This is a genomic window from Methanosarcina sediminis (genome assembly GCF_052056915.1).
Taxonomy (GTDB): domain Archaea; phylum Halobacteriota; class Methanosarcinia; order Methanosarcinales; family Methanosarcinaceae; genus MTP4.
The window spans coordinates 519518-541564 of sequence record NZ_CP195119.1 but is presented as its reverse complement, the minus strand read 5'-3'; the positions used below and the strand labels follow the sequence as shown (position 1 = coordinate 541564).

Sequence of the window (22047 nt, the reverse complement as noted above, 5' to 3'; positions counted from 1 at the left end):
ATTTTGGTTGCAGGGTGTAGTTTTACTCAGGTTTATATTAAAATTGGGGGATATAAACTTATTGGATACTGTGCATAGAAAATGAGTGTGATTGATTCGTGATAATGAATAATTATCATGAGCGTTTGTGCCAGAATTTTCTGAAATATATTTCTTAAATACTTATATAAAAGAGCTGTTAATTTAATATAATTTTGTTTTTATAACATACCTCGAGTAATAAACGAGCTCATTTCAAGACCATTAATTACATTCAGATCAATAAAATATTCAGATCAATTTTCGTGATCTGAAACCGGATTGACAGGCTGGAATTTGAGATTTCAGAGAATCAATTATAAGTTTTGGGATCAGCTTAAATAAGAGGTTCGCAAAATGTTTGAATCTAATAATATGCCTATTGGAAGTGGGGAATAGGCTTGAATTCAAATGAACAAAATGTTGGTCAAAATTCAAAGTTAAATTATAGTAATATTGTCGACTTTATTGAGCGCTTAAAGTACTTTATTATACTTGTGTTGAGTGCTATATTAACTGAAATTATTCGAAAGGTATCGAATATATCTTTCAAGCTCAGCATATTGTTATTTGTTACCTTAATCGTAATCTTAGCTCTTTGTTGTGTGGCAACTAAGATTTTTCAACAAAAAAGAAAAAGGGAAGACATTAAAAGATATTTGGATAGTGTTGCCAGTGTTGTAGACAAAGAAGTTATGCCAGTATCTAATAGAGACATCTCTATAAAAAATGTCATATCCAAAAATGACTTGTTTGTTGAACCGAACTGGGAATTAAATCAACAAGGATGGGGAATTTCAGATTCTCAAACTCAGTTCTCAACTGACGAATCAACAAAAGAATTAGATACAAATAAGAACTTGATGAATTAGTTAAGAAGGTCATTAATTAGTAAAAGTAACAATTGCCAAATATTATTATTAGGTGAACCAGGATACGGAAAAACTGTGGTTCTTGCCCGTCTGTTTTATGAACTAAAAAAAGAATTTGAGGATGAAACTTCTGATTTAATACCTATTTATTTACCATTATCTAATATGCAACTGAATAAAAACTCAGATGCAATATATAGTGCCCTAGCGAAAGATGGAACCATTCCCTTCTCTGAGAATGAATTTTATACTGAAAAATCCAAATTTGTTTTGCTTCTTGACGGACTCGACGAATTGAAAGAAAATTTTGCAGAACAAACAGTAAGAAATAAAATATTAGATTTTACCTCATTCAATTTTCCTTGTGTCATCTCATGTCGTTCCTTTTGTTACGAGAGAAATTTTTCAACATGTTTAAAAAAGGGGATGCAAACTTTTAAACAAATAAAATTAAAACCGCTAGAGTATGCCGATGTTTCAACTTATATTGACAGGTTTTGTAAATGTGCACAATGTGAAGAAATGGCTGAATATGTCAAAGGAATTATAAAGAACAGTGATGAATTAATCGAACTGTCAAAAAGTATCTTAATGTTACTAATGATCGTAGACATTCTGTTAAATCCTGAAAATAAAGGCATAACAATATCAAATCAAGCAGAATTATACAGAATACAAACAGAAACTTGGCTGGAAAGAGAAGCCGAAAAAAATGGGCTTAAAAGGGAACAAAAAAGGGAACTTCTTAGAGAGGTTGCATGGTTTACATATGAGCGAGGTCTTATCACAACATTTGATAAAAAAGAACTTAAAGAACATCTTGAAAATAAAATTTCAAAACTAAACTATGATTTATCAAACTTTCAAAAAGAACAAACATTTATCCTTCTAGTTGACGACCTATTTTATAGGACTTTGCTGAAGTCTGAAAGGGGAAGAACGAACGGAGATGGTATGTATAAATTTGTACATAAATCATTTCAAGAATATTTTGTTGCTGATAGGATATTTGCAAAGTTAACATCACCATTTGATGAAAAGAATGATACCAAACTAGCACATAGCGTGAAAGATATAAGAGAATCTTTGAAATATATAATCCCTGCCGAAATAGCTGTTTTTTTGAAAGATATGCTAAAAAGATGCGAAAAACCTAACATAAAATCATCCATTTCAAAAAATCTTAGATTGGCTTATGATTCTGCCTTTTCCGAGGGTGATACTTGTGAGAACTTGCTAATCCGGCAACATTCATGTCATTATTTGTCTCGGTTAAAAAATGAAGACGATACAGAATTTCTTGAAAGTGTTTACAAAAAAGAGTCAAATGAATATGTTAAAAGAGGGATAATCATCGGTTTAATTTTATTCGGGAAAAGGGAAGATTTACTTGAAAATTATGTGAATTTATTAAATGGCAACTTGGAGGAATCTGAAGTAGCTCGTAATATAAATATAGGCTACCATTTAGTGTACTATGGAGATCGACCACTTAAAAAAGGAGAATGTGATTTTTCATTAACAACCTCTGAAAAGTATGACGGCACTATTAGAGCGATTATTCATCATTTAAAAGATAAGAAACGAGAAATAGGATGGCCTATAGACTTGATTACTTTAAGAAATTTACTTGAGCAGGAGAAGGAGGAAAATGAGGTGGAAAAGAAAACTGAAGAGATTGTGTACTCAACTATTGATGGAAATGAAGAGTACAAAACTTTTTTGAAAGACTTCTTGGATAGCGAGTCTCCAGTTCAAGTAAACATGTTATCTGATGAAAAAGGAAAACTTAATAATATTTTAAAGGAGCATCCTTCATGGAACAAATAATGAAATTTTTGTACGAAATGGGGCAGATGAAAAAAATAAGCAGAACCGGGTGGTGGATAGCAGGTGTAAAAGATCCAGAAAGTGTAGCCGAACACTCATTCAGAGTGGCCATTGTTGGTTATGTCCTTGCTAAGCTGGAAAACGTTGATCCATATAAGGTAGCAGTTATGTGTTTGTTCCATGACATTCATGAGGCCAGATTGAATGATATACATAAAATTGGCGAGAAATATTTCAATTTAAGTGAAGCTGAAAATCAGGCTTTTTTAGATCAAACTAGTAGACTACCAGCTTCAATTTCTTCGGATTTAAAGTCACTCATGGATGAATTTAATGCATGCAAGTCAGTTGAAGCAAAAATAGCTAATGATGCAGACCGTCTAGAATGCCTTATTCAAGCTAGAGAGTATCAATCTCAAGGATATAAAAATGTGTGGGATTGGATACATAATTGCAGAAATGATTTAAAAACAGAATCAGCTAAAAAAATTGCAGATAAGTGTATGGAAATGGATCCTCAAGAGTGGTGGCTAGGTTTAATGTCTATATAAGATTCGGTAATAATTTCACATTTATTAGAACCCATTATTCAAAAACCTGATATAAGAATCTCCAATTTCACAAACTTCTAAGTCCCCGAATTCATCTCCTCTTTCAATTGTAAAAGCGTTCTTGTAGTCAATTAACCATAAACCTTGTATTTGGACTAAGTTGTCATCATTACCGTGAAATATGTTTGCAAAATGTACCTTAAGAACTAATATATCATCTTCATCTTCAATACTATCAAGTTTAACATCCCAGGTTGAACCATTATTCTTAAGATCTAAGATTTCATCATCAATAAATTGACCATCCTTTGTAAATTCAACCCATATTTTATCATCATTAGAGCTAATCTGCTTTATTTCAAGTGCGTATCCTTCACCAAGATCAAGTATTTCTCCCACTCGGATTGTGTACTTATCGTTATTGTCAATAACCAACTTGGAAAATTTGTTTGAAATCTCAGTACTTAATGCAACGAATTCTTCCCCCTTTTCGTCAAATAACTTTGCAATTTTATATTTTTGACCGCTCCAATCATTGTTTTGACATGCAAAAGGTATGGGAGTAAGTTTAATGATGTGAAACTTTGATTTGCCTGAAAACTTGAGGTATTTAAGTGCAGAGTTATCTACTTCTTCGGGATATTTGTCAAACCAATCTAAAAATCCCCTTATTCTTTTAGAAAGAATTTTCAAGCCAGTGGCTGTGTTTTCATATTCTATATATCTTTGGTGGGATAAGTCAAAGGGTGTCGTAGGACCATTTTTATCCCTTATCAATATTGTTCCTGTTCGAATTGCGTGCCTGATTCCCAATTCATAAAATACGTTTGGATTTGGATATGTAATGTCTGCAACTACATATTCAGACTTTATTAATAAATCAATTATCTGATCTGTTATAGTTCCAGGAGCTTCAATATCATCTGCTCGTATTATATTCAGAGTAGGGTTTGCAAATTTAATGGCTTCGCATATTAAGTCATCATATTTATTCCGGAGTTCGGAGGCAGAAAGATCTATATCACCATATTTTTGAGATCCTATTGGCATTATGACAAAACAAGTTTTTTTCATTAGAATTTCCCCAAGATTGTTTACAAGTTATTAATGTTTAAGATATACAAATTGTTCGATTTACAATCTTGATTGGAATTCTTCATTCTTCACTCCCCAAACCTCCTGTACTCCCACCACAACAACCCCTCGCCAGCCCGAACGCCATAAAATCCGAAATCGGAAACGAAGCCCAGACCCCGTTCAGCCCGTAAAACTTCGGCAGGACCAGCACAAGCGGGGAAAAAACAGCCATCTTTGCCTTCTTTTATTACTAAACTTTACCTGGGAGTCTCATCTTTTTCTTATTCATTTCTACAAAAGCAGTGAAGCTCATTTTTGCATATCTTTGCCTTACTCAACAAGCAGGGTAATAAATAAGATAACGAAATCATGATTTAGTATTACATTAATTTAAATTAGTATAAATATGTGACAAAATAGTAAGATTAATATCATACTTAATTATTACTTTATTTTTAATAAGTATGGGTGTGCAGAGCCAAAAGCCGCTGCAACTTCTGCGGTGGCAACGGAAAAGGAGCAGCCCCGGTGCTTGCAACTTTGGGGTACCGGGATGGCACTGCACTAATTCTCTGGGCCAGATGTGGCATTACTTTTCATTGGGTTTGCAGTCCGGCACGCAAAATAATGGTGTCCATTATCCGATTATGAATTCAAACTGATAGTAGGACAGCCTGTGTTTTAAGGATTCAGAAGGTGATCAGATGGAAAAAAATTCACGGAAAGGGTTGAAAAGAAGTGCCATGTTCGGAACCTGCCTTGCTGCGTTGCTTGTTTTATTTGCGGCGGTTCCCGTTCAGGCGCAGCAAACAACGGTGAGTCTGGATACTCCGGAAATGGTGGAAGGAAGTACGGTTTATGCTACTGTAAATATCGATAATGTCGAGGACCTTGATGCAGGTCAGCTTGACTTATTATTCAACCCGGACGTCCTGAATGTTGTCAGTGTCGAAAACGGGAATATCGGGGAGACAGAAATACCAGTGCAGTGGCGCGTGGTTGACAGCACGACGGTGAGAGTGATCTTCAATCTGGAAGGGGTCACCGGGGTAAGCGGTTCCGGAGAACTTGCCAGGATCGGGTTTGAGTTAGTAGGCGACGGGGAAGGCGGTCTCCGTATTTCCGACGGACTGCTCGGGGACACCGAAGCTAAGAGTATCGATACGGACTGGGGAATTACCGAAGCGGTAGATGCACAGGTAGCTACACCCGGATTTGAGGCAATATTTGCCCTTGCGGGTCTGACTGCGGGAATCTGTCTTGCCAGGTTCGGAAAAGAGAGGTGGTAAGATGAAAACATGGGTCCTGGCCGGAATAGTCATGAGTTTGCTACTGCTGACATTCCCTGCGGGTGCAGTGGGTGCAGTGAATTCTGTAGATCCCGCAACTGAATCGGATTCTGCGGCTGCACCGGGCGGCACGCTAAGCATCCTCGGCAACGCAAACGGAGACGGAACCATAGACATGGAAGATGTCGCCTGCACTGAAAGTATGGTCCTGGGACTTGTTGATCAGACTCAATTTGCAGATGCTACAGGGGATGGCAGGATCGATATTTTGGACGTAACCAGAATCGAGCGGATAAATCTAGGTAAAGAGAAGGAGCTTACACTTGTTGATGGTGTTGGCAGGCACGTGAGTGTGGAGCTGCCGGTAAAAAATATCATTCCCACGGATTACCGTACTACCGAAACCCTGCTGGCTCTCGGGACAGGAGATATGATCGTTGGGGTCGACCGGGCTTTTCATGAGCGCATGTCAGAGTTCGGGCTCCTGGAAGTCCCTGAGGTTTCGATGCACAGCCAGTCCGTTGATTATGAAATGGTGCTGACTCTTAAGCCTGATATAGTTTTACTGCCTCTCTGGCAGGCAGAAAACGCTGACGCCATAGCTGAAAACCTTCCGAATACGGCAGTAGTTGTGATGGGACTTGCTTCTCAAAAAAGCATAGATTCCGACTTAAAGACTATGGGAATGATCCTGGAAAAGGAAAATGAGGCAGGGGAACTTCTCAGCTGGATGCAGGGTTATGAGGATCTCGTAAAAGAGCGCACCGAAGGCCTGGAACAGGAAGAAATGCCGACTTTTTATTACGAATACATGTCCGGGAGCAGTGATAAATGGTGGGTGATAACCCCGGAAGACTCCAGCGCAGGCCGGGTGGCTGAAGGGTGCGGAGGGCTCAATATCGCTGCAGGATTACTCGGGACATCCGTTGAAGTAGACCCCGAGTGGGTAATAGAACATAACCCTGACTTCATGTTTGCGGATTTGATGAAAGGCTTTGATAGTGGCCCAGGGAAAACGGAAGAAGATATGGAAGAGCTGCTGGCAAAAGTCCTTTCGGGCAGGCCGGGGTTCGAGAAGGCCAATGCCGTGAAAAATAACAGGGTCTACCTGATTGACAGGGACCTGATAGGGGGGTCCAGGTGGGTTATAGGGCACATTTACTTTGCCAAATGGCTGCACCCCGAACTTTTCGAAGATATCGAGCCTGAAGAGATTCACGAAGAGTACCTCAAAAAATTCCATAATCTCGAGGTATCAGGGACCTGGGCTTATCCGCTTCCGGAGTGATATAAAATGACAGAAAAAATTACCCAAAAAGGGACCTCTTCACCCCTATTTACTGAAGATATTCCCGAAGATATTCCCGATATCGTACGCGGCCATGAAATCTGGGTTGAGCACGACATGCACGAGATATCCCCTGGAGAGCCGGTGCTGTGTGACCTTTGTTTCGGGCATAACATGAAAAGTGACAGGGCAGTTGAGGTCGAAAAAGTGAGCCCTACTGTCTCCGGTACATGGGGCGAAAATCATGATTTTGAGGTCAGCACCGCCGATAACCACTTATTGCTGCGGTTCGCCCCGGCATTCGAAGGCTATCATACCATTTGCGCAGAGTATAACGGGGGGATCCTGAACCTGCCCCATCCCGGGCTGGAGGGGCCGAAGTATTACCACCAGTATACAAAAACCATCATTCAGGTAGGGCGCTTTCAGGAAGAGTATGCCCTGGAGCCCAGGCAAGAGCTGGAGATAATTCCTCTGGAATACAGGCAGTATCGGGTGGGAGAAAAGATCCTGCTAAAAGTATTGTATGACCGGTGTGCACTCCCGGGTGCAACCGTATACGGGATACATTTCGACAATAGGGATAACCCGATTGAAGTGCAGACCGATCATGAAGGCAGGGCTGCCGTTGAACTGGAAAAAGATGGCAAGTGGATGTTCAAGGTCGGGCACAGGGACCCTGAAAAAGGCGTGAAAGGGCTGTATGACGAAAAGGTAATGACTGCAACTTTTACGATTATGAACATAGGTGATAATACATGGAAGTAAAACCGCAGATTAGAGAATGGTGGGACGCTGCAGAACATGATTATGATTCCGTTGCAGCCCACGGAGTGCATTCTGAAGAAGAAAGGGAGCTCTGGAGAGAGCTGATCACCCGGTTTCTGGGAACCGAACACAAGCTAAAAGTGCTGGATATGGGAACAGGCACCGGGTTTCTGGCTTTGTTGCTGGCTGAGCTGGGATATGATGTAACAGGTGCGGATTGGGCAAAGAACAAACTGGAAAAGGCAAAAGAGAAAATGAAGCTTTCCGGCACTCCTATAAAATTTGTGGTTGAGGATGCTGAAAACCTCTCATTTGAATCCGAACAATTTGATGCGGTTGTCAGCAGGCACCTGATCTGGACCTTATCAAACCCGACTGCCGCATTCAAAGAGTGGGCAAGAGTGACAAAGCCCGGGGGCAGGGTAATGGCCGATGTCCCGGCTAAACATTCCCATCCCGGGAACCACCACTTCGGGGAGGAGATCGGCAGGAAATTGCCGTTCTACAACGGTGCGGATCCTGAGGAGGTCGTCAGCATGTTTGAAGCTGCCGGGCTTGTGAACGTATCCGTCCGCAGGTTCAAAGAAATGATGCTGGTAGAAGGAGAGAAAATATAAGCTATGGTAATGGCTTCGGTGGTTCGTGCCGTTGAACTCTGGGTCTCTGTCTTCCCTTACACGGTCGCCGGTATACTGTTAGCGAGCACTGCGGTCGAATTCGGGATATTTTACAGGGTATTTCCCGTGTTAAAGCCGGTAATGCACAGGACGCATTTCACTCCCCATTCGGGAGTTGCGTTTATGACCTCCTTTAGCTCCCCGGTCACAGCAGTAGCGATGCTTTCTGAATTTCATAATTTTGTCTTCATCTCCCCTACAATCGTACCGGTACTGGAGCAGTGGGCATCGCATACCTATATTATTTGTACTGAACGGTACGCTGGTGGCGGTGCTCATGTTTATCGCGGGCAGGGCATTTCTTTCCGGGGAAGATTGCGTATTTGCTGCCGGGATTGAAAGCAGAAAAGTAGCTATCCGAACTGCCCTTAAAAGAAGCCTGAAGCATTCGGCGGGCCTTTTAAAAAGAGTCGTGTTCGTCGCATTTCCCGTGAGCATTATAGTGTTTGTTCTCATTGACATGGGAACCTTTGATGCCCTATCCCAATACTCTGGCTGGATGCCCCTACCCCCCTAAGCCCTGGCGGTCGTTCCCCTGGGAGTTGCCAATCCCATAGCGTCTTACGTCACAATTGCAGACCTGATGGAAGCTGAGGTTCCGGATTTTAAATTAGCGCTGTTGACCTTACTGGCAGGCAATCTGGTAAGCACCCGGTATATCCTCACACACAGGCTCGCTTGCTATTCCGGGATTTTCGGACCTGTGCTGAGCCTGAAAATAATATCGGTAAGTGCAGGGTTGCGACTCGGGTTGACTGGCCTGATGATTCTCGTCCTGGGCCTGGCTTTGTGAGAGCTGTCCCTGTTTCGGGCACCTGGAATCAGGCCCTGGCAGTACGGGTGGAAATTAAAAAATAACTCATGTTTGCAAGGGATGTGTATTCTTGGAAACAGAACACCGTAAGTTGACTAAAGAAGAGGTTAGAGGACAATACAGTAAATTCATTGGAAGAAAAACCTTCTTTATTTTCTTCTTTCTGGCATTAATCCTCATCATATCAGGCATATCCGCATCACTCGGGTCTGCAAACATCTCTATCTGGGAGGTTTATTCTGCAATACTGCACAAATTATTCCCGGATTACTTTGAGCCCGGCTGGATCGCCGACGTATGCGTATGGAACCTTAGGCTACCCCGCATCCTCATGGGCATCGTGGCAGGGGCCGGGCTTGGGGTTGCAGGCTGTGTAATGCAGGCAATACTCAGGAACCCCCTTGCAAGCCCCTATACCCTCGGGATCTCCTCGGGAGCCGGATTCGGGGCATCACTTGCGATCCTTGCTGGTGCGGGCATCGTTGGAGGGGACTATCTTGTTATAGGCAATGCATTTGTATTCGCGCTCTTATGCTCTTTTACCGTCCTTGGCTTATCAAGCCGGAAAGGAGCAACACCCGAAACCATGATCCTGGCAGGGATTGCGATGATGTATCTCTTTGGCGCGATGACAACAATACTCCAGTACTTCGGAGAAGCGGAAGCTGTAAAAGAGGCAGTGTTCTGGATGGTTGGGGACCTTGGCAGGGCATCATGGCCCAAGCTTACCCTTATATCCGGCGCCCTTGCATGCTGCATCCCTCTGCTCATGATAAAATCATGGGACCTTAATGTAATGAGTGCCGGAGATGAGACTGCGGCAAGCCTTGGTGTGGATGTCAAGCAAACCCGGATCGTTACCATGGCAGTCGCAACAATGATGGTCGCATGCATCGTATGTTTTACGGGGACAATCGGGTTCATAGGGCTGGTTGCTCCGCACCTCACCCGCCTGGCCATAGGAGTGGATAACAGGTTTGTGCTTCCCGCATCCGGCCTCCTCGGCGCAGTATTACTTATCAGCGCAGATCTTGTGGCAAGAAGGATCCTGGCACCTATCATTCTTCCTGTCGGAGCGGTGACCGCCTTTATGGGAGCTCCACTTTTCCTTTACATGATAATGAAACGAAAGAAGGAATTCTGGTAAGTTGATACTGGTAAGGCTGAAGGAAGGCTGAAGGAATAAACATATATAAATTTTTATAAATTACCTATTACACACTTAGTAAAACAACTCACACTTTACCCACTAATTCACCTTTTCCTATTCCATCCATATCCCTTCCAAATCTCCGGTACTCCCACCACAACAACCCCACTGCCAGCCCGAACGCCATAAAATCCGAAATCGGAAACGAAGCCCAGACCCCGTTCAACCCGTAAAACCTCGGCAGCACCAGCACAAGCGGGAGCAGGAAAAGGAGCTGTCTTGCCAGCGAAAGGATGAAAGCGGGCTTTGGCATCCCGAGCGCCTGGAAAACGGTGGTCCCAATGACCTGGAAGCTTATGAAGGGCAGGACCAGCACGACGATCCTCATTGCATTGGTCCCGACAGCCGCCAGTTCGGCATCAGGGCTGAAGATGGAGAGGATCTGCTCAGGGAAAAGGAAGAGAACCAGGAAACCTGCCAGGGAAAGGAGGGTGCTCAGCTTCAGGGCGACCTTAACGGACTCGACCACCCGCGAAAACTGTTTTGCCCCGTAATTGTAGCCCACGATGGGCTGGAGCCCGAAGGAGATTCCGAGCATGGGCAGGAAGATGAACATGATCAGGCGGTGGATGATCCCGAAAGCGGCAATCGAGACGTCCCCTCCGTAGGTTCCAAGGGCGTTGTTTACGAAAATCATCATGACGCTGTTGGAGGCTTCGATTACAAAGGGGCTTATCCCGATGGCAAGCATCTCCCTGCTTATGCCGGGGTCGGTTTTAAGCATCTCGATTTTGAAGGGCACGGAGCCTTTGCCTGCAAGGAAATAACGCAGCAAAAAAGCCATGGACACACACTGGGCGAGCACGGTCGCAATCGCAGCCCCCTTTACTCCCATCCCGAAGCCGAAAATGAAGACCGGGTCAAGGAGAATGTTCAGGCCGGCGCCGAGGAGCATTCCAAACATGGCGTAGCGGGCGTTTCCCTCAGCCCTCACCAGGTCTTCGGCAGCAATCCCAAGGGTAAAAACGACTGAGCCTGCCAGGGTGATTTCAAGGTAGTCCCTGGCATAGGGCATGATCCCCTCGGTTGCCCCGAAGAGTTCCAGCAGGGGGTCAAGGAAGTAAAGCCCGACTGCCGTGTAGGCGAGCCCCAGGAAAATGGCGAGGGAAAAGGCGGTCCCGAGAGTTTTTTCGGCTTTATTGAGCTCTTTTGCCCCGAGCGCCCTGGAAGTCACGGACGCACCTCCTACCCCTAGCCCGATCCCGATTCCCAGGGCCAGCATCTGGATAGGAAAAGCAATCGCAAGCCCGCCGATGCCCTGGACGCTTTCTTCGCCAAGGGCCTGTCCGACGAAGACCGTGTCCACTATGTTATACAGGGCGTAGACGAGCATCCCGAGGATTGAGGGAGCCGAGAGCTTGAAGAGGAGGCTGCTGATCTTTTCAGTGCCCAGGAATTTGCTGCGTTCGTGTATGCTGGTAATCTCCTGTTATCAGTGCTGTTATCAGTGAATTGAGGCAATTTTAAATGAAAATTTACAGGGACTCCCCTAAGCAGGAAAGTATAAAGCCATTTCGTAATTAACTAAAGATAAAAAGTGAAGGAGATGGAAGAGAGATAAATGAAAGCCATTAAAGCCCTAACCTTCGGGGAAATCCTCTTCGACATCATCAACGGCTCAGCCCACCTCGGCGGTGCTCCCTTAAACCTTGCCGTTCACCTCGCAAAAATCGGAGAAACGAGAGAAGGAAAACAGGGCGAAAAACAGGGAGGAAAATCGGAAGCAAAACCCGCCGTGATTTCAGCCGTAGGAAAAGATGAACTCGGGGACAAACTCCTGAATGAAGCGGAAAAGCTAGGGATTGACACCTCATACATCTCCATCGATGAGAAAAAGCCCACCGGAACCGTTACCGTAGAACTGAAAGACGAAGGAATCCCGCACTTCACGATTCACGAAAATGTTGCCTGGGACGCAATCACTATTGACGCTGAAAAAACGGACGCCCTTGCTGCAGAAGAATGGGACGTTTTCTGCATCGGGACCCTTGCCCAGCGCTCGGAAGCAAACAGAAAAACACTTCAGCGGCTGCTTCCGGTAATCAGGGCAAAGAACCTCTTCTATGATGTAAACCTGAGGCCCGGTTTCTACGAAAAAGAGTGGATCGAAACTTCCCTGGCATTTGCTGATATCGTGAAAATGAACTCGGAAGAAGCCTCCATAATTTCCGGAATGCTTTTTAATAAAACCCATGACGAGGAGGAACTCTGCCGCCTGCTGGTTGAAAAGTATCCCAACATTTCAATCATATGCATAACGAAAGGAGCCGGAGGAGCGGCAATTTACCATAATGAAAACAATCGCTGCGCCTACGAAGAAGTCAAAACGATATCCATAGAAGTAGCCGACACCGTGGGAGCAGGTGATGCTTTTTCCGCAGGCTTCCTTTATGCTTACTTTTCGGGCTGCAGCGTTTCGGAAGCTGCTTCTTTTGCCTGCGCCCTCGGGACTTACGTGGCATCAAAACCCGGTTCAGTGCCTGAATATTCGGATGAAATATTGGAAAAACTGGAAGGAATTGATCGCTGAAAAGATCGAAAGCCAAAACAACAACCGATTTCCCAACACCCGGCAGCAGCCCACGCAAAGCGCAGCTTTGCGGCTTTTCCCAAAGTTAAAAAAGAAAGACGAAGAGACAAAGAAAAAAAATTAACCTTAAGTACCCGGCATTTTCCCACGTCAGAAATCCGAACTTCGTACCTGAAATTATTTTCCCCTTTTTTCACAGCTACAATTTTGAAGCTGTTTTTTCTGAAGAAGGTATCCCATATCAAATCAAAAAACTTCAGAGAAGAATTTTATAACTTTCAGCTTCTTGACCAACAGGTTTTGAATTACTTCTTCTATAGTTTTTTCATCATTTTACAACAGCAAAAGCCGCTCGCCGAAGGCGAGCGTGGGTGGGCATGGAATCTGGTAACTGGCGGTTGTCTGGGGTTTTAATCAATTAGAAAAATTTTGACCGTGATACTGTAATATAGGATTACTCAGAAATATCCACACTGAAGGCATTAATAAAGGTGTTAATATCGTTTTTTTGTTCAGGAGGGGCTAATTCATGAATGATTCAACAGAGAGTACGGAGACCGGAAAGAAAAAAGTGAGAGTGAAAGTCAGGGGAATAGAAAAAAAGGAAGAGCTTAAGAGCCTTGAAGAATACAGCAGCTGGCTAAAAGACCTGGACCCCGAACTGATCACCCCCGAAGACGAGACCGTCCTGAAAAGAGCTTTCAGGCTTGCAAAGGAGGAACTTGGCCCCGAAGAGCTGGTCAGCTGGTTCACCCGGTATTCCGAGCCCTTCTACCGCTCAGCTTCCTGGAGATTGCTCTCCCCGATGTACGAACAGGTCCTGGATATTGCCGAAGAGAAGCTCGGGCCCGAGCACCCGGTAACGGCAGCAGCCCTGAACGGCCTTGCGGGGATATACAGGTATCTGGGAAAGTATGAGGAAGCTCTTCCCCTCTACACCCGGGCTCTCGCCATCCGGGAAAAGAAAACAGGTCCTGAAAGCCTTGAGACCGGGAACACCCTCTGTGACCTTGCAGTCCTCTACTTTTTCATGGATAAAAAAGAAAGGGCTCTCCCCCTCTACGAACGAGCCCTTGAAATTCATGAAAAAATCTTCTCCCTCGAGCACACCGAAAATCCCGAACACCCCGGGAACCTGGAAACCGTCAGGACCCTGAACAGGATGGCGTTTTTCTACAGGGCCACGGAAGAGCCTGAAAAAGCCGAAGAGCTTTATCGCCGGGCCCTGGATCACCTCGAAACACTCCGGAAAGCCTCCCCGGAAAACGTAAAGTTCCGGGCCTACACCGCAGGTACCCTGAACAACCTGGGCGTCCTGCTCTCGGAGGAGATGGGCCGGATGGACGAGGCAGAGGAAATCTACGGAAGAGGCCTCAAACTCCAGGAAACGTCCCTCAGCCCCGACCACCCCCAGGTAGCCCAGACCCTTAACAACCTTGGCCTGCTCTACTTCGATACCGGCAGCCCTGAAAAAGCCCTCGCCCTCTACACCCGATCCCTGGAAATCTTCGAGAAGCTCGGAAAAACCGAGCACATGGGCTATGCCAACACCCTGAACAACCTCGCAGGCGTCTATGTCCGGAAGCGCAGGTGCAAAGAAGCCCTGGAACTCTACGAAAAGAGCCTCACCATCCGGGAAAAGCTCCTTGGCGAAGAGCACCCCGAAGTTGCCAAGACCCTGAACAACCTCGCCGAACTCTACCGCCAGATGGGTGAACACAAAAAAGCCCTCCCTCTCTACACCCGCGCCCTCAAAATAACCGAAAACACCTTCGGTCCCGAACACATGGATGTCGGCACAACTCTGAACAACCTGGCAGGCCTCCACGAAAGCATGGGCGAATACGAAACCGCAATCGAGATGTATGAGCGGGCGCTCGGGATCATTGAAAAAGAGCTCGGGCTCGACCACCCCTATTTCAAGATCACAAGGAATAACCTGCTGGCGCTTTATGAGAAGATGGAAAGGGGCGGGCATTCGGAATGAAAGAGTTAGCTGGTGAAAGGGTTTCTTGAGAAAAACTGAATCTTAAACCGTCGAGCCTTTTGAAGTTCCGAACTAAGAACGAAGCAACCGGAATAGATGTCTTAAACCTGTTAAATATCAGCTTCGCTTAGAGAACCACACAGCAAACTTAGGGGAAATAGACTGAAATCGAGCACTGTAGAAATCAATCAAGTTCTATCGTTATTTTATCCCCGGCATCAATCAAGTTCTATCGTCATCTTGTCCCCGTCAATCGAATACCCGTAAATCTTAATTCCTTCGCCAGCGGGCCCTTTTGTCTTTGACCCGTCAAGGTTGAATTCCGAATGCCCGAGAGATGAGCACCTGAACACTTTTTTGTCGTGTTCGTATGCAAGTGCCCTGCCCCTGTGTGCACATTTGCTTGAGACAACCACGTATTTGTCTTTTTCCGGCCTGGCAATGATTATCGAGTCTGGCAGGCTGTCATCCATTATGCTTACCGCATTTCCCACGTATTCCAGTTCAGGAACACGGTCTAAAGAAACCTCAATTTTATTCCCGCTTATAGAATAGGCACCTGAGCTTATTTCAGGTTCCTGGTTAACGTATTTTAAGGTCGCAGTTATCGATTGGAAAAATCCTTTGCTTTTCATATGACCACCGGATTTATAGATATCTGGAATGAAGGGGTAGCAGAACCCCTAAGGATTCCACTGGTCCTTTTGACGCTGATTCTCCTTTTACCGGGATCGCTTATTCAGCGCTCAGCTTCTGCCCGGCAGCCTGCAGGGCTCCGAAGAGGGCTTTTGCAAGCTCGCAGTTTTCGGAACATTTTGAGGGGCAGGTGCAGTACTTGGGTCCGTTTTCCATCATCCACTGGCCGAGGAAGCCAAAGGCTTTGAGTTCTTCTGCGCTGGCGTTCTGTACGTAGTTGTTAATGTCTTCTAACTCCATGAATTATCACCAAACAGTGAAATGTTGTGTATATTTATATACTTGAGCGTCATAATTGTGTACAGGTTTCTATTTGTACAGAAAAATAACCTATCAGAAAAATAACCTATCATGAATTGTTTTTGTTTTCGAGGCTGAGGAAAAATGGAAACGGCAAACAGTAATCCGGAGTCCAGTTACATACAAGAACTTCATTCAATAAAAGAAGAAGTCACGACCTTAAGGAGCGAGTTTTCCCGCTTTTTGCAGCGGGCAAACCAGCAGCATATCGAGGATATGCTGACCGAGATGAGAAAGAACTTCATGAAGCCCATGGTGGACTACCTCTGTGAGGACGCAAACGAACGGATGCACATGCAGATGACCGGGGACTGCGGGATGCGGGAGTTCTGTGAAACGGCATTCAGGGACTTCCTGCAGGAAACCGCCGGGCTTGTTGGAAGGGGAAAGGTCGATTCTGAGACCGTGAAGCTGTACAGGAACAAGCTGGAGGAACTCCGGAAAGAGGCAAAAACTCCCCAGTGCAGCAAATGCTTTTCGGAAGCTACTTCCCTCTTTGAAAAGCAGGTCAAGCTCATGCGCTCCCTCCGGATCTACGAGGATCGGGAAGAGGAATGCGAAAAGGGGGACATCAGCGAAATGCCGCCTGAAAGGCTGGTCTCCGAGATCTGTGAGCCCATCGCAAACAAACAGCGCCTCCTTATGCTAAAAGCGCTTTCCGGGGAAAGCAAGACCTTCTCCGAACTCTCAAAACTGACAGGGCTTCGGGGCGGAAACCTTCTCTTCCACCTCCAGAAACTCCTCGACACAGGGATGGTCCTGCAGAGAAGCGAGCGCGGGGACTACATTATCACGCGTAGAGGGTATTCCACGCTGCAGGGGCTTTCAAGGATCTATTCGGAAATCAAAGAGGCATAAGGGAAGCGGAAAAGTGCCACAAACTCCTTTTCCTTTTCCTTTTCCTCGTCCTTTTTTCTCCTGTTTTCAAAAAGAATGGTATTTATTCGATTAATTTCATTTTTATGATAGAAATACTGTGGGCAGGTACCATAAGCAGATCTCACAAGCAGATCTCACAAGCAAATACGCCTGGAAAAATCTCAACTTTTTGCCGGTGGCTCACTGTTAGTAAGATAATATAATGTTAGTATCTGGTCTATATGTTAGAACAATTAGCTAATTACTTAGATATTAATAACATTTTGTGTTAAAAATAATATATACCTCGAGCTCCTAGTATAACTTGCGTTCTCATCTCTTTAACACCTTCTAGCAAACACCTACTCCACTAAAAACATCACAAGATAAAGAGATCAGAAAGAGAAACTCACACCCCCCCGTGAGCCAAATATCTCAATAACTCTTCCCAGAAAAAGGAAAATCTCTCCGTTCGGACCCCCACGAAAAACCCGATCGGAATTTCCAGGTTTTTTTAAGATGGGGACGCAAACATTTCTTCCAAAAACGAAACAAGTCTCACTCACTCCTCATCAATAAAACACCCTCCACTTTTAATTTTTTATTTTTTTCCGGTTCAAGTTAAGGGGTATATTTGAGTAACCCGGCGCGGATGATGTTGATTTTTTATTCAAGCGGAGTTGCCGGAATAGCTTTCCTAAACCTGGTTTTCACCTGGTTTTCACCTGGTTTTCACCTGGTTTTCACCTGGTTTTCACCTGGTTTTCACCTGGTTTTCACCTGGTTTTCACCTGGTTTTCACCTGGTTTTCACCTGGTTTTCACCTGGTTTTCACCTGGTTTTCACCTGGTTTTCACCGAGCGCAAGCTCGGGCCTTTTCTCTACCTGATTAAAAAGACTTCTTACGGTGGATACAGGACAGACATTGAGATGAAAAACAGGGTTGTACAGCCACCTGTAAATACCTCAACTCTTTGCCGGCAGCTCACTGTTAGTAAGATCATATAATGTTAGTATTTGGTCAAAATGTTAGACCAATTAGCTAAGAACTTAGATCTGAATAACATTTTGTGTTAAAAATAATATATACCTCGAACTCCTATTATAACTTGCGTTCTCATCTCTTTAACATCTTCTAGCAAACACCTGCTCCACTAAAAACATTACAATATAAAAAGATAAAAAAGAGAAACTCACACCCCACCGTGAGCTAAATACCTCAATAACTCTTCCCAGAAAAAGGAAAATCTCTCCTTTCGGACCCCCCCACAAAAAAATCCGATCGGAATTTCCAGGTTTTTTTAAGATGGGGACGCAAACATTTCTTCCAAAAACGAAACAAGTCTCACTCACTCCTCATCAATAAAACACCCTCCACTTTTAATTTTTTATTTTTTTCCGGTTCAAGTTAAGGGGTATATTTGAGTAACCCGGCGCGGATGATGTTGATTTTTAGTTCAAGCGAATCTGCTGGAATAGTTGTTTTTAACCTGTTTTTCACCGAGCGCAAGCTCGGGCTTTTCCCGGGATGTAACTGAAGGGGTAACTGAACGATAGAATAACCCACATTCCCTTTAATATTTCCCCGTCATCTTCGCAATCGCCCTATGCACTCCATGTATACTGATGTCTCCTCCGAGGTACAGCATGGGGCAGTGCTCGGTCATGCATTCGAGGTCAAGGCTTTTGCAGGCATCAAGGGCTTTTTCGGTTTCGGTCTTCCAGTGGAACCAGATTTTTTTTACGCCTTTGCCTTTGAGAGCAGGGATGAGGTCTGCAGGCTCGGTTTTTGTTATGCCGATCACGAAATGGTCGATGCCCACGGGCAGGTCTGATACGCTTTTTAAAGAGCCGGGTTCCGGGGAGTCGGATAGGTCCACGACGTAGACGTTTTTGCCCCGGTTTTTGAGTTCGGATATGGCCCATTTCATTGCGGGTTTTGTTTTGTCAGTGATGAATGCAAAAGTTTTGGCGTCCCAGTAGCTTTCTCGTTCGGATTTTGCAGCTTCCATCTTGAATTTCCCCCATTGATTCCTGGATTAATATTCGTCTTGTTTGTATAAAAATGATGATGTGCCGCTGAGCCATAAAAGAATGAGCTTCTGAGATATTTTTGGAAAGAGTTCGGAAAAGAGTTCCGGAAAAATCATTCCAGAGTATGCTGTATAACACCTTTTTTGGCAGCCCTGTAGGACTTTTCTGCAAGTTCCGCACTTCCCTTTATCTCCACGATTTCCATGTCAAAGGTGCGGGCAAAACCCCGGATATTTTTATTGAAATCGGGGTCGTATGAAAGGCCGGTATCGAGTTTTACAACCCTTGAGTACCTCGGGTCCTTCAGGAAACTGTCGTCGAGATTCCGGGATTTTCTCCTTTCTTCTCCCATTTCTTTCCAGCTCGAAGCCCACATGGGCGTGAAGTAGAGGGCGCCAGTTCCCCTGCAGGCGTACATGATTTCGTCGTAGGCGGCGTTTCCCCCGAGGGCGGCGCTTATGCAGTCTGCTACGACTTCCCCATCTCCGTCTTTCAGGCAGTAAAGGGGGCACTCAAAGCCTGAAAAGTCTTCTTCCAGGCTCTCAAAGGCTTCCCCGCAGCTGCAGTAAAAGATGAGGATTCCGTCCGAAAACGGCGCCATCTCCTTTATCTTTCCGTAAACTTCGGACTTCAGGAGATCGAGGTCGTCATGAAGTCCCAGCCTGAGCAGGTTTACAACCACCGTTACCTTTTGAGCCGCCTTTAGCTTCCTCTTCTCGTGAATTTTCCTGAAAAAAGGAAGCGAAAGCAGGGGTTTTGCAAGTCCCATGAAGCCGGAACCGGAGCCAGAGCCGGAACCGGAAACGTGTCTTTTTCCCAGGAGAAGGGGTACCCTGTCCAGAGGCGCTGTTCTATGCAGGCGGTTTTCGGACTTGAGTTTCCGGAGCAGCCCTAAACTATCCCTGCCTTCTACCACAATCAACTGCTCAAGTTCCGCATCATTTGAGAGGATATGAGTAAGTTCGTCCTCAAACATCCTGCAGGCGATAATACTCATTACGGGCATGTAAGAACCTCTTTACGGCTGTTTTTCACTTTCTAATTTCCGCTTTCAATTTCCGCTTTCAATTTCCGCTTTCAATTTTCAGTTTTTAGGCTATTATTTGATTTCCGCTTTCCGCTTTCAATTTTCCGGTTTTAGTTTTCCGACTGTTTTTTGATTCCCGCTTTTTCTGCCAATTTTTTCTTTTTAGTTTTTTCATTCCACCAGCAGAATCCCCACGCACACAGTTTTTTCAGGGTTGCAGAACTCAAACTCGACACCTGTTTTTTCCATGACTTTCGGCAGGTTGATCCCCAAGGCTTCCCGGCCCGGACCTGCTTGAGGCTCAGAGCTTCGGGTTTTTGCGGGCTATGGGAAATGCTTATCGACTGCTGATTTTTTCAAAATAAATTGCTAATATTTTCGGTCTTCCTGGAACTGTTTTTGTAAATTTTGAAATTATGCGCCACAATTTATATATACAATAATATCAAACTACGGAACATATTTCATATTAAATTCAAAAATCTATGCCAAGTTTAGGGCCTGTATATATCTTGAACTTCGAAAATTATTGCGGAATTCGAACATTATTGTGGGATCCAGGCATAGTAAATGAAGGTAATAAAATAACTAAAAATGACCCTTTTCCTGAAGACTGGACTGATTTTTTCCGAGTTACGGTAAAGAATTATTACCTGTTGATCTTTGTGGACTACATGGAAGTCTGTTTATGAGTGGAATAGACCGTGAAAGAGAATTATGGGATAAACTGAAGAATTCCTGGAATTCATTGCCTGAGATTATAAAATTGACTGGTTCCATTCTGGGTATAATTATTGCTTTTAATACCTTGCTTTCCCCCGCACCTATTGAAATCGATTCTTTTGATTCAAGTCCGGAACTTATTGAAGTTGGAGGAAATTCCACTTTAAGCTGGGGGGTTTCCGGGGCTACGGATATAACTATAGAGCCTGGCATCGGAATTGAAAACCCGGAGGGGACATTTGAGGTATCTCCTACCGAAACCACTACCTATAAGCTTACAGCTTCGAATGATGAAGAGGAAAAAGTAGACTTTTGCACGGTTACGGTTGAAGAGGAAGCTCTGGTTATCAATTCTTTTGATGCTGAAACGGACCTTGTCGGAGGGGGAAATAGTCCCGTTTTAAAATGGGATGTCTCCGGAGCTAAGAACGTTACTATAGAACCCGATATCGGAAGCGTAGATCCCGTCGGGACAGTTTCCGTGTCCCCTGCTGAAACCACCACTTACCAGCTTACAGCTTCGAGTGGGGGCCAGGAAGAGATAGCTTCCTGTCTTATTTCAGTTGAAAATAAGTTGCCTTCCATCGACTCTTTCAATGCCGATTCGGACGTTATCGATCCAGGGAATAGTTCCAATTTAGTCTGGCAGGTTTCCAGTGCTGAAAAAGTTGTCATAGAACCCGATATCGGAACTGTAGGTTTAAATGGCAGCCAGCATGTGTTCCCCAATGAAACCACCGATTACACCCTGATAGCCACAAACGAAGCAGGAAGTGTCGAAGCTACCAAAGTCGTGTTTGTGGAAGGCTCTTCATCATCGGGCTCCCCTTCCTCTGACTCTTCCTCTGATTCCGCTTCCTCAGGACTTTCATCCCTGGACTCCGTTTCCTCTGATTCTACTCCCTCGGATTCTACTTCCTCTGATTCTACTTCCTCGGATTCCACACCTTCGGACTCTAATTCCTCAGATTCCACATCTTCGGACTCTAATTCTTCGGATTTCACATCTTCGGATTTCACATCTTCGGACTCTAATTCTTCGGATTCCACATCTTTAGATTCCACATCTTCGGACTCTAATTCTTCTGATTCCACTTCCTCTGATTCCTCGTCATCTAACTCAACTTCCTCTGACTCAACTCAGTCGATCTCAATTCCAAAACAACTTTACCCTGCTGACGGAACGGTATTCAATCATTCCCCGCGCCTGACAACACTTGAGTGGGAGGCTGTTCCGGATGCAGCGAGTTATACGGTGGAAATTGATTCCTGCTCCAACGAAACCGGTACATGGCTTTCGGAATCCGGCGAGCCCTGGATAGTCTCCGGAATAAATGAAACCACTTACACCTTTGAATTCCCCGAGACCGAACAGGGAAGGTGGCGTGTCTGGGCTGTTGACTCGAAGGATCAGGAAAGTGACAAAAGCGAGTGGTTATATTTCAACTACGAGGTTTATGTGGAAAACAGTTCAATGTCCTCTAATGGTGCGTAAAAG

At 44.7% G+C, this 22047-nt stretch carries 21 protein-coding genes; 14 read left to right on the top strand and 7 right to left on the bottom strand.

The features are described 5' to 3' along the window. The first annotated feature begins 419 nt into the window (after window positions 1–419). The 3 genes from ACSAZK_RS02280 to ACSAZK_RS02270 are packed head-to-tail and all read left to right on the top strand — an operon-like array spanning window position 420 to window position 3271. Window positions 420–890, top strand: a complete 471-nt coding sequence (locus ACSAZK_RS02280; RefSeq protein ID WP_440955814.1) for a hypothetical protein — start codon at window positions 420–422, stop codon at window positions 888–890. 15 nt (window positions 891–905) lie between these two features. Beyond that, complete coding sequence (locus tag ACSAZK_RS02275; RefSeq protein WP_440957082.1) at window positions 906–2720, top strand: NACHT domain-containing protein; 1815 nt, start codon at window positions 906–908, stop codon at window positions 2718–2720. Then, complete coding sequence (locus ACSAZK_RS02270) at window positions 2708–3271, top strand: HD domain-containing protein (RefSeq protein ID WP_440955813.1); 564 nt, start codon at window positions 2708–2710, stop codon at window positions 3269–3271. Before ACSAZK_RS02275 ends, ACSAZK_RS02270 begins: the two co-directional genes overlap by 13 nt. Before the next feature lie 24 nt (window positions 3272–3295). On the opposite strand, the gene ACSAZK_RS02265 is transcribed toward ACSAZK_RS02270, so the two are convergent. Together ACSAZK_RS02265 and ACSAZK_RS02260 are read right to left on the bottom strand one after the other, a co-directional pair. Then, window positions 3296–4345, bottom strand: a complete 1050-nt coding sequence (locus ACSAZK_RS02265) for an S-layer protein domain-containing protein (RefSeq protein ID WP_440955812.1) — start codon at window positions 4343–4345, stop codon at window positions 3296–3298. Between the two features lie 82 nt (window positions 4346–4427). Further along, on the bottom strand, window positions 4428–4580 hold the full coding sequence (locus ACSAZK_RS02260) for a hypothetical protein (protein ID WP_440955811.1): 153 nt from the start codon (window positions 4578–4580) through the stop codon (window positions 4428–4430). Between the two features lie 472 nt (window positions 4581–5052). On the opposite strand from ACSAZK_RS02260, the gene ACSAZK_RS02255 reads away from it, so the two are divergent. The 7 genes from ACSAZK_RS02255 to ACSAZK_RS02225 all read left to right on the top strand — a co-directional run bounded on the left by ACSAZK_RS02255 (window position 5053) and on the right by ACSAZK_RS02225 (window position 10331). Continuing rightward, window positions 5053–5637, top strand: a complete 585-nt coding sequence (locus ACSAZK_RS02255; RefSeq protein WP_440955810.1) for a cohesin domain-containing protein — start codon at window positions 5053–5055, stop codon at window positions 5635–5637. Window position 5638: 1 nt separating this feature from the next. Continuing rightward, window positions 5639–6925 (top strand): ABC transporter substrate-binding protein, encoded by a 1287-nt coding sequence (locus ACSAZK_RS02250; RefSeq protein ID WP_440955809.1) that lies wholly within the window; start codon window positions 5639–5641, stop codon window positions 6923–6925. A 6-nt stretch (window positions 6926–6931) separates the two neighbouring features. Next, window positions 6932–7693: a DUF4198 domain-containing protein gene (locus tag ACSAZK_RS02245; protein WP_440955808.1), complete on the top strand. Its 762-nt coding sequence runs from the start codon at window positions 6932–6934 to the stop codon at window positions 7691–7693. Further along, window positions 7684–8310 (top strand): class I SAM-dependent methyltransferase, encoded by a 627-nt coding sequence (locus ACSAZK_RS02240; RefSeq protein ID WP_440955807.1) that lies wholly within the window; start codon window positions 7684–7686, stop codon window positions 8308–8310. The genes ACSAZK_RS02245 and ACSAZK_RS02240 overlap by 10 nt, the downstream gene beginning before the upstream one ends. A gap of 337 nt (window positions 8311–8647) precedes the next feature. Continuing rightward, window positions 8648–8887 (top strand): hypothetical protein, encoded by a 240-nt coding sequence (locus ACSAZK_RS02235; protein ID WP_440955806.1) that lies wholly within the window; start codon window positions 8648–8650, stop codon window positions 8885–8887. 66 nt (window positions 8888–8953) lie between these two features. Continuing rightward, window positions 8954–9163, top strand: a complete 210-nt coding sequence (locus tag ACSAZK_RS02230) for a hypothetical protein (RefSeq protein ID WP_440955805.1) — start codon at window positions 8954–8956, stop codon at window positions 9161–9163. 91 nt (window positions 9164–9254) lie between these two features. Then, a complete protein-coding gene (locus ACSAZK_RS02225) occupies window positions 9255–10331 on the top strand; it encodes a FecCD family ABC transporter permease (protein WP_440955804.1) in 1077 nt (358 codons plus the stop codon). Window positions 10332–10419: 88 nt separating this feature from the next. On the opposite strand, the gene ACSAZK_RS02220 is transcribed toward ACSAZK_RS02225, so the two are convergent. After that, complete coding sequence (locus ACSAZK_RS02220) at window positions 10420–11772, bottom strand: MATE family efflux transporter (protein WP_440957081.1); 1353 nt, start codon at window positions 11770–11772, stop codon at window positions 10420–10422. A gap of 183 nt (window positions 11773–11955) precedes the next feature. Here ACSAZK_RS02220 and ACSAZK_RS02215 point away from each other — a divergent pair, with 183 nt between their 5' ends. Together ACSAZK_RS02215 and ACSAZK_RS02210 are read left to right on the top strand one after the other, a co-directional pair. Beyond that, a complete protein-coding gene (locus tag ACSAZK_RS02215; RefSeq protein ID WP_440955803.1) occupies window positions 11956–12924 on the top strand; it encodes a carbohydrate kinase family protein in 969 nt (322 codons plus the stop codon). 529 nt (window positions 12925–13453) lie between these two features. Next, a complete protein-coding gene (locus ACSAZK_RS02210; RefSeq protein WP_440955802.1) occupies window positions 13454–14911 on the top strand; it encodes a tetratricopeptide repeat protein in 1458 nt (485 codons plus the stop codon). A gap of 218 nt (window positions 14912–15129) precedes the next feature. Here ACSAZK_RS02210 and ACSAZK_RS02205 read toward each other — a convergent pair whose 3' ends face one another. Together ACSAZK_RS02205 and ACSAZK_RS02200 are read right to left on the bottom strand one after the other, a co-directional pair. After that, the gene (locus ACSAZK_RS02205; RefSeq protein ID WP_440955801.1) at window positions 15130–15546 is read right to left on the bottom strand and encodes a ubiquinol-cytochrome c reductase iron-sulfur subunit; all 417 of its coding nucleotides are present in this window, start codon (window positions 15544–15546) and stop codon (window positions 15130–15132) included. A gap of 100 nt (window positions 15547–15646) precedes the next feature. Beyond that, a complete protein-coding gene (locus ACSAZK_RS02200; protein ID WP_440955800.1) occupies window positions 15647–15847 on the bottom strand; it encodes a hypothetical protein in 201 nt (66 codons plus the stop codon). 144 nt (window positions 15848–15991) lie between these two features. Between ACSAZK_RS02200 and ACSAZK_RS02195 the strand changes: the two genes are divergently transcribed. Next, the gene (locus tag ACSAZK_RS02195) at window positions 15992–16765 is read left to right on the top strand and encodes a winged helix-turn-helix domain-containing protein (RefSeq protein ID WP_440955799.1); all 774 of its coding nucleotides are present in this window, start codon (window positions 15992–15994) and stop codon (window positions 16763–16765) included. Between the two features lie 1574 nt (window positions 16766–18339). Here the strand turns inward: ACSAZK_RS02195 and ACSAZK_RS02190 are convergent. Beyond that, complete coding sequence (locus ACSAZK_RS02190; RefSeq protein ID WP_440955798.1) at window positions 18340–18777, bottom strand: CoA-binding protein; 438 nt, start codon at window positions 18775–18777, stop codon at window positions 18340–18342. A gap of 134 nt (window positions 18778–18911) precedes the next feature. Continuing rightward, window positions 18912–19805 (bottom strand): DUF1638 domain-containing protein, encoded by an 894-nt coding sequence (locus ACSAZK_RS02185; RefSeq protein WP_440955797.1) that lies wholly within the window; start codon window positions 19803–19805, stop codon window positions 18912–18914. Between the two features lie 787 nt (window positions 19806–20592). Here ACSAZK_RS02185 and ACSAZK_RS02180 point away from each other — a divergent pair. Continuing rightward, window positions 20593–22044: a hypothetical protein gene (locus ACSAZK_RS02180; protein WP_440955796.1), complete on the top strand. Its 1452-nt coding sequence runs from the start codon at window positions 20593–20595 to the stop codon at window positions 22042–22044. The last annotated feature ends 3 nt before the right edge of the window (window positions 22045–22047 follow it).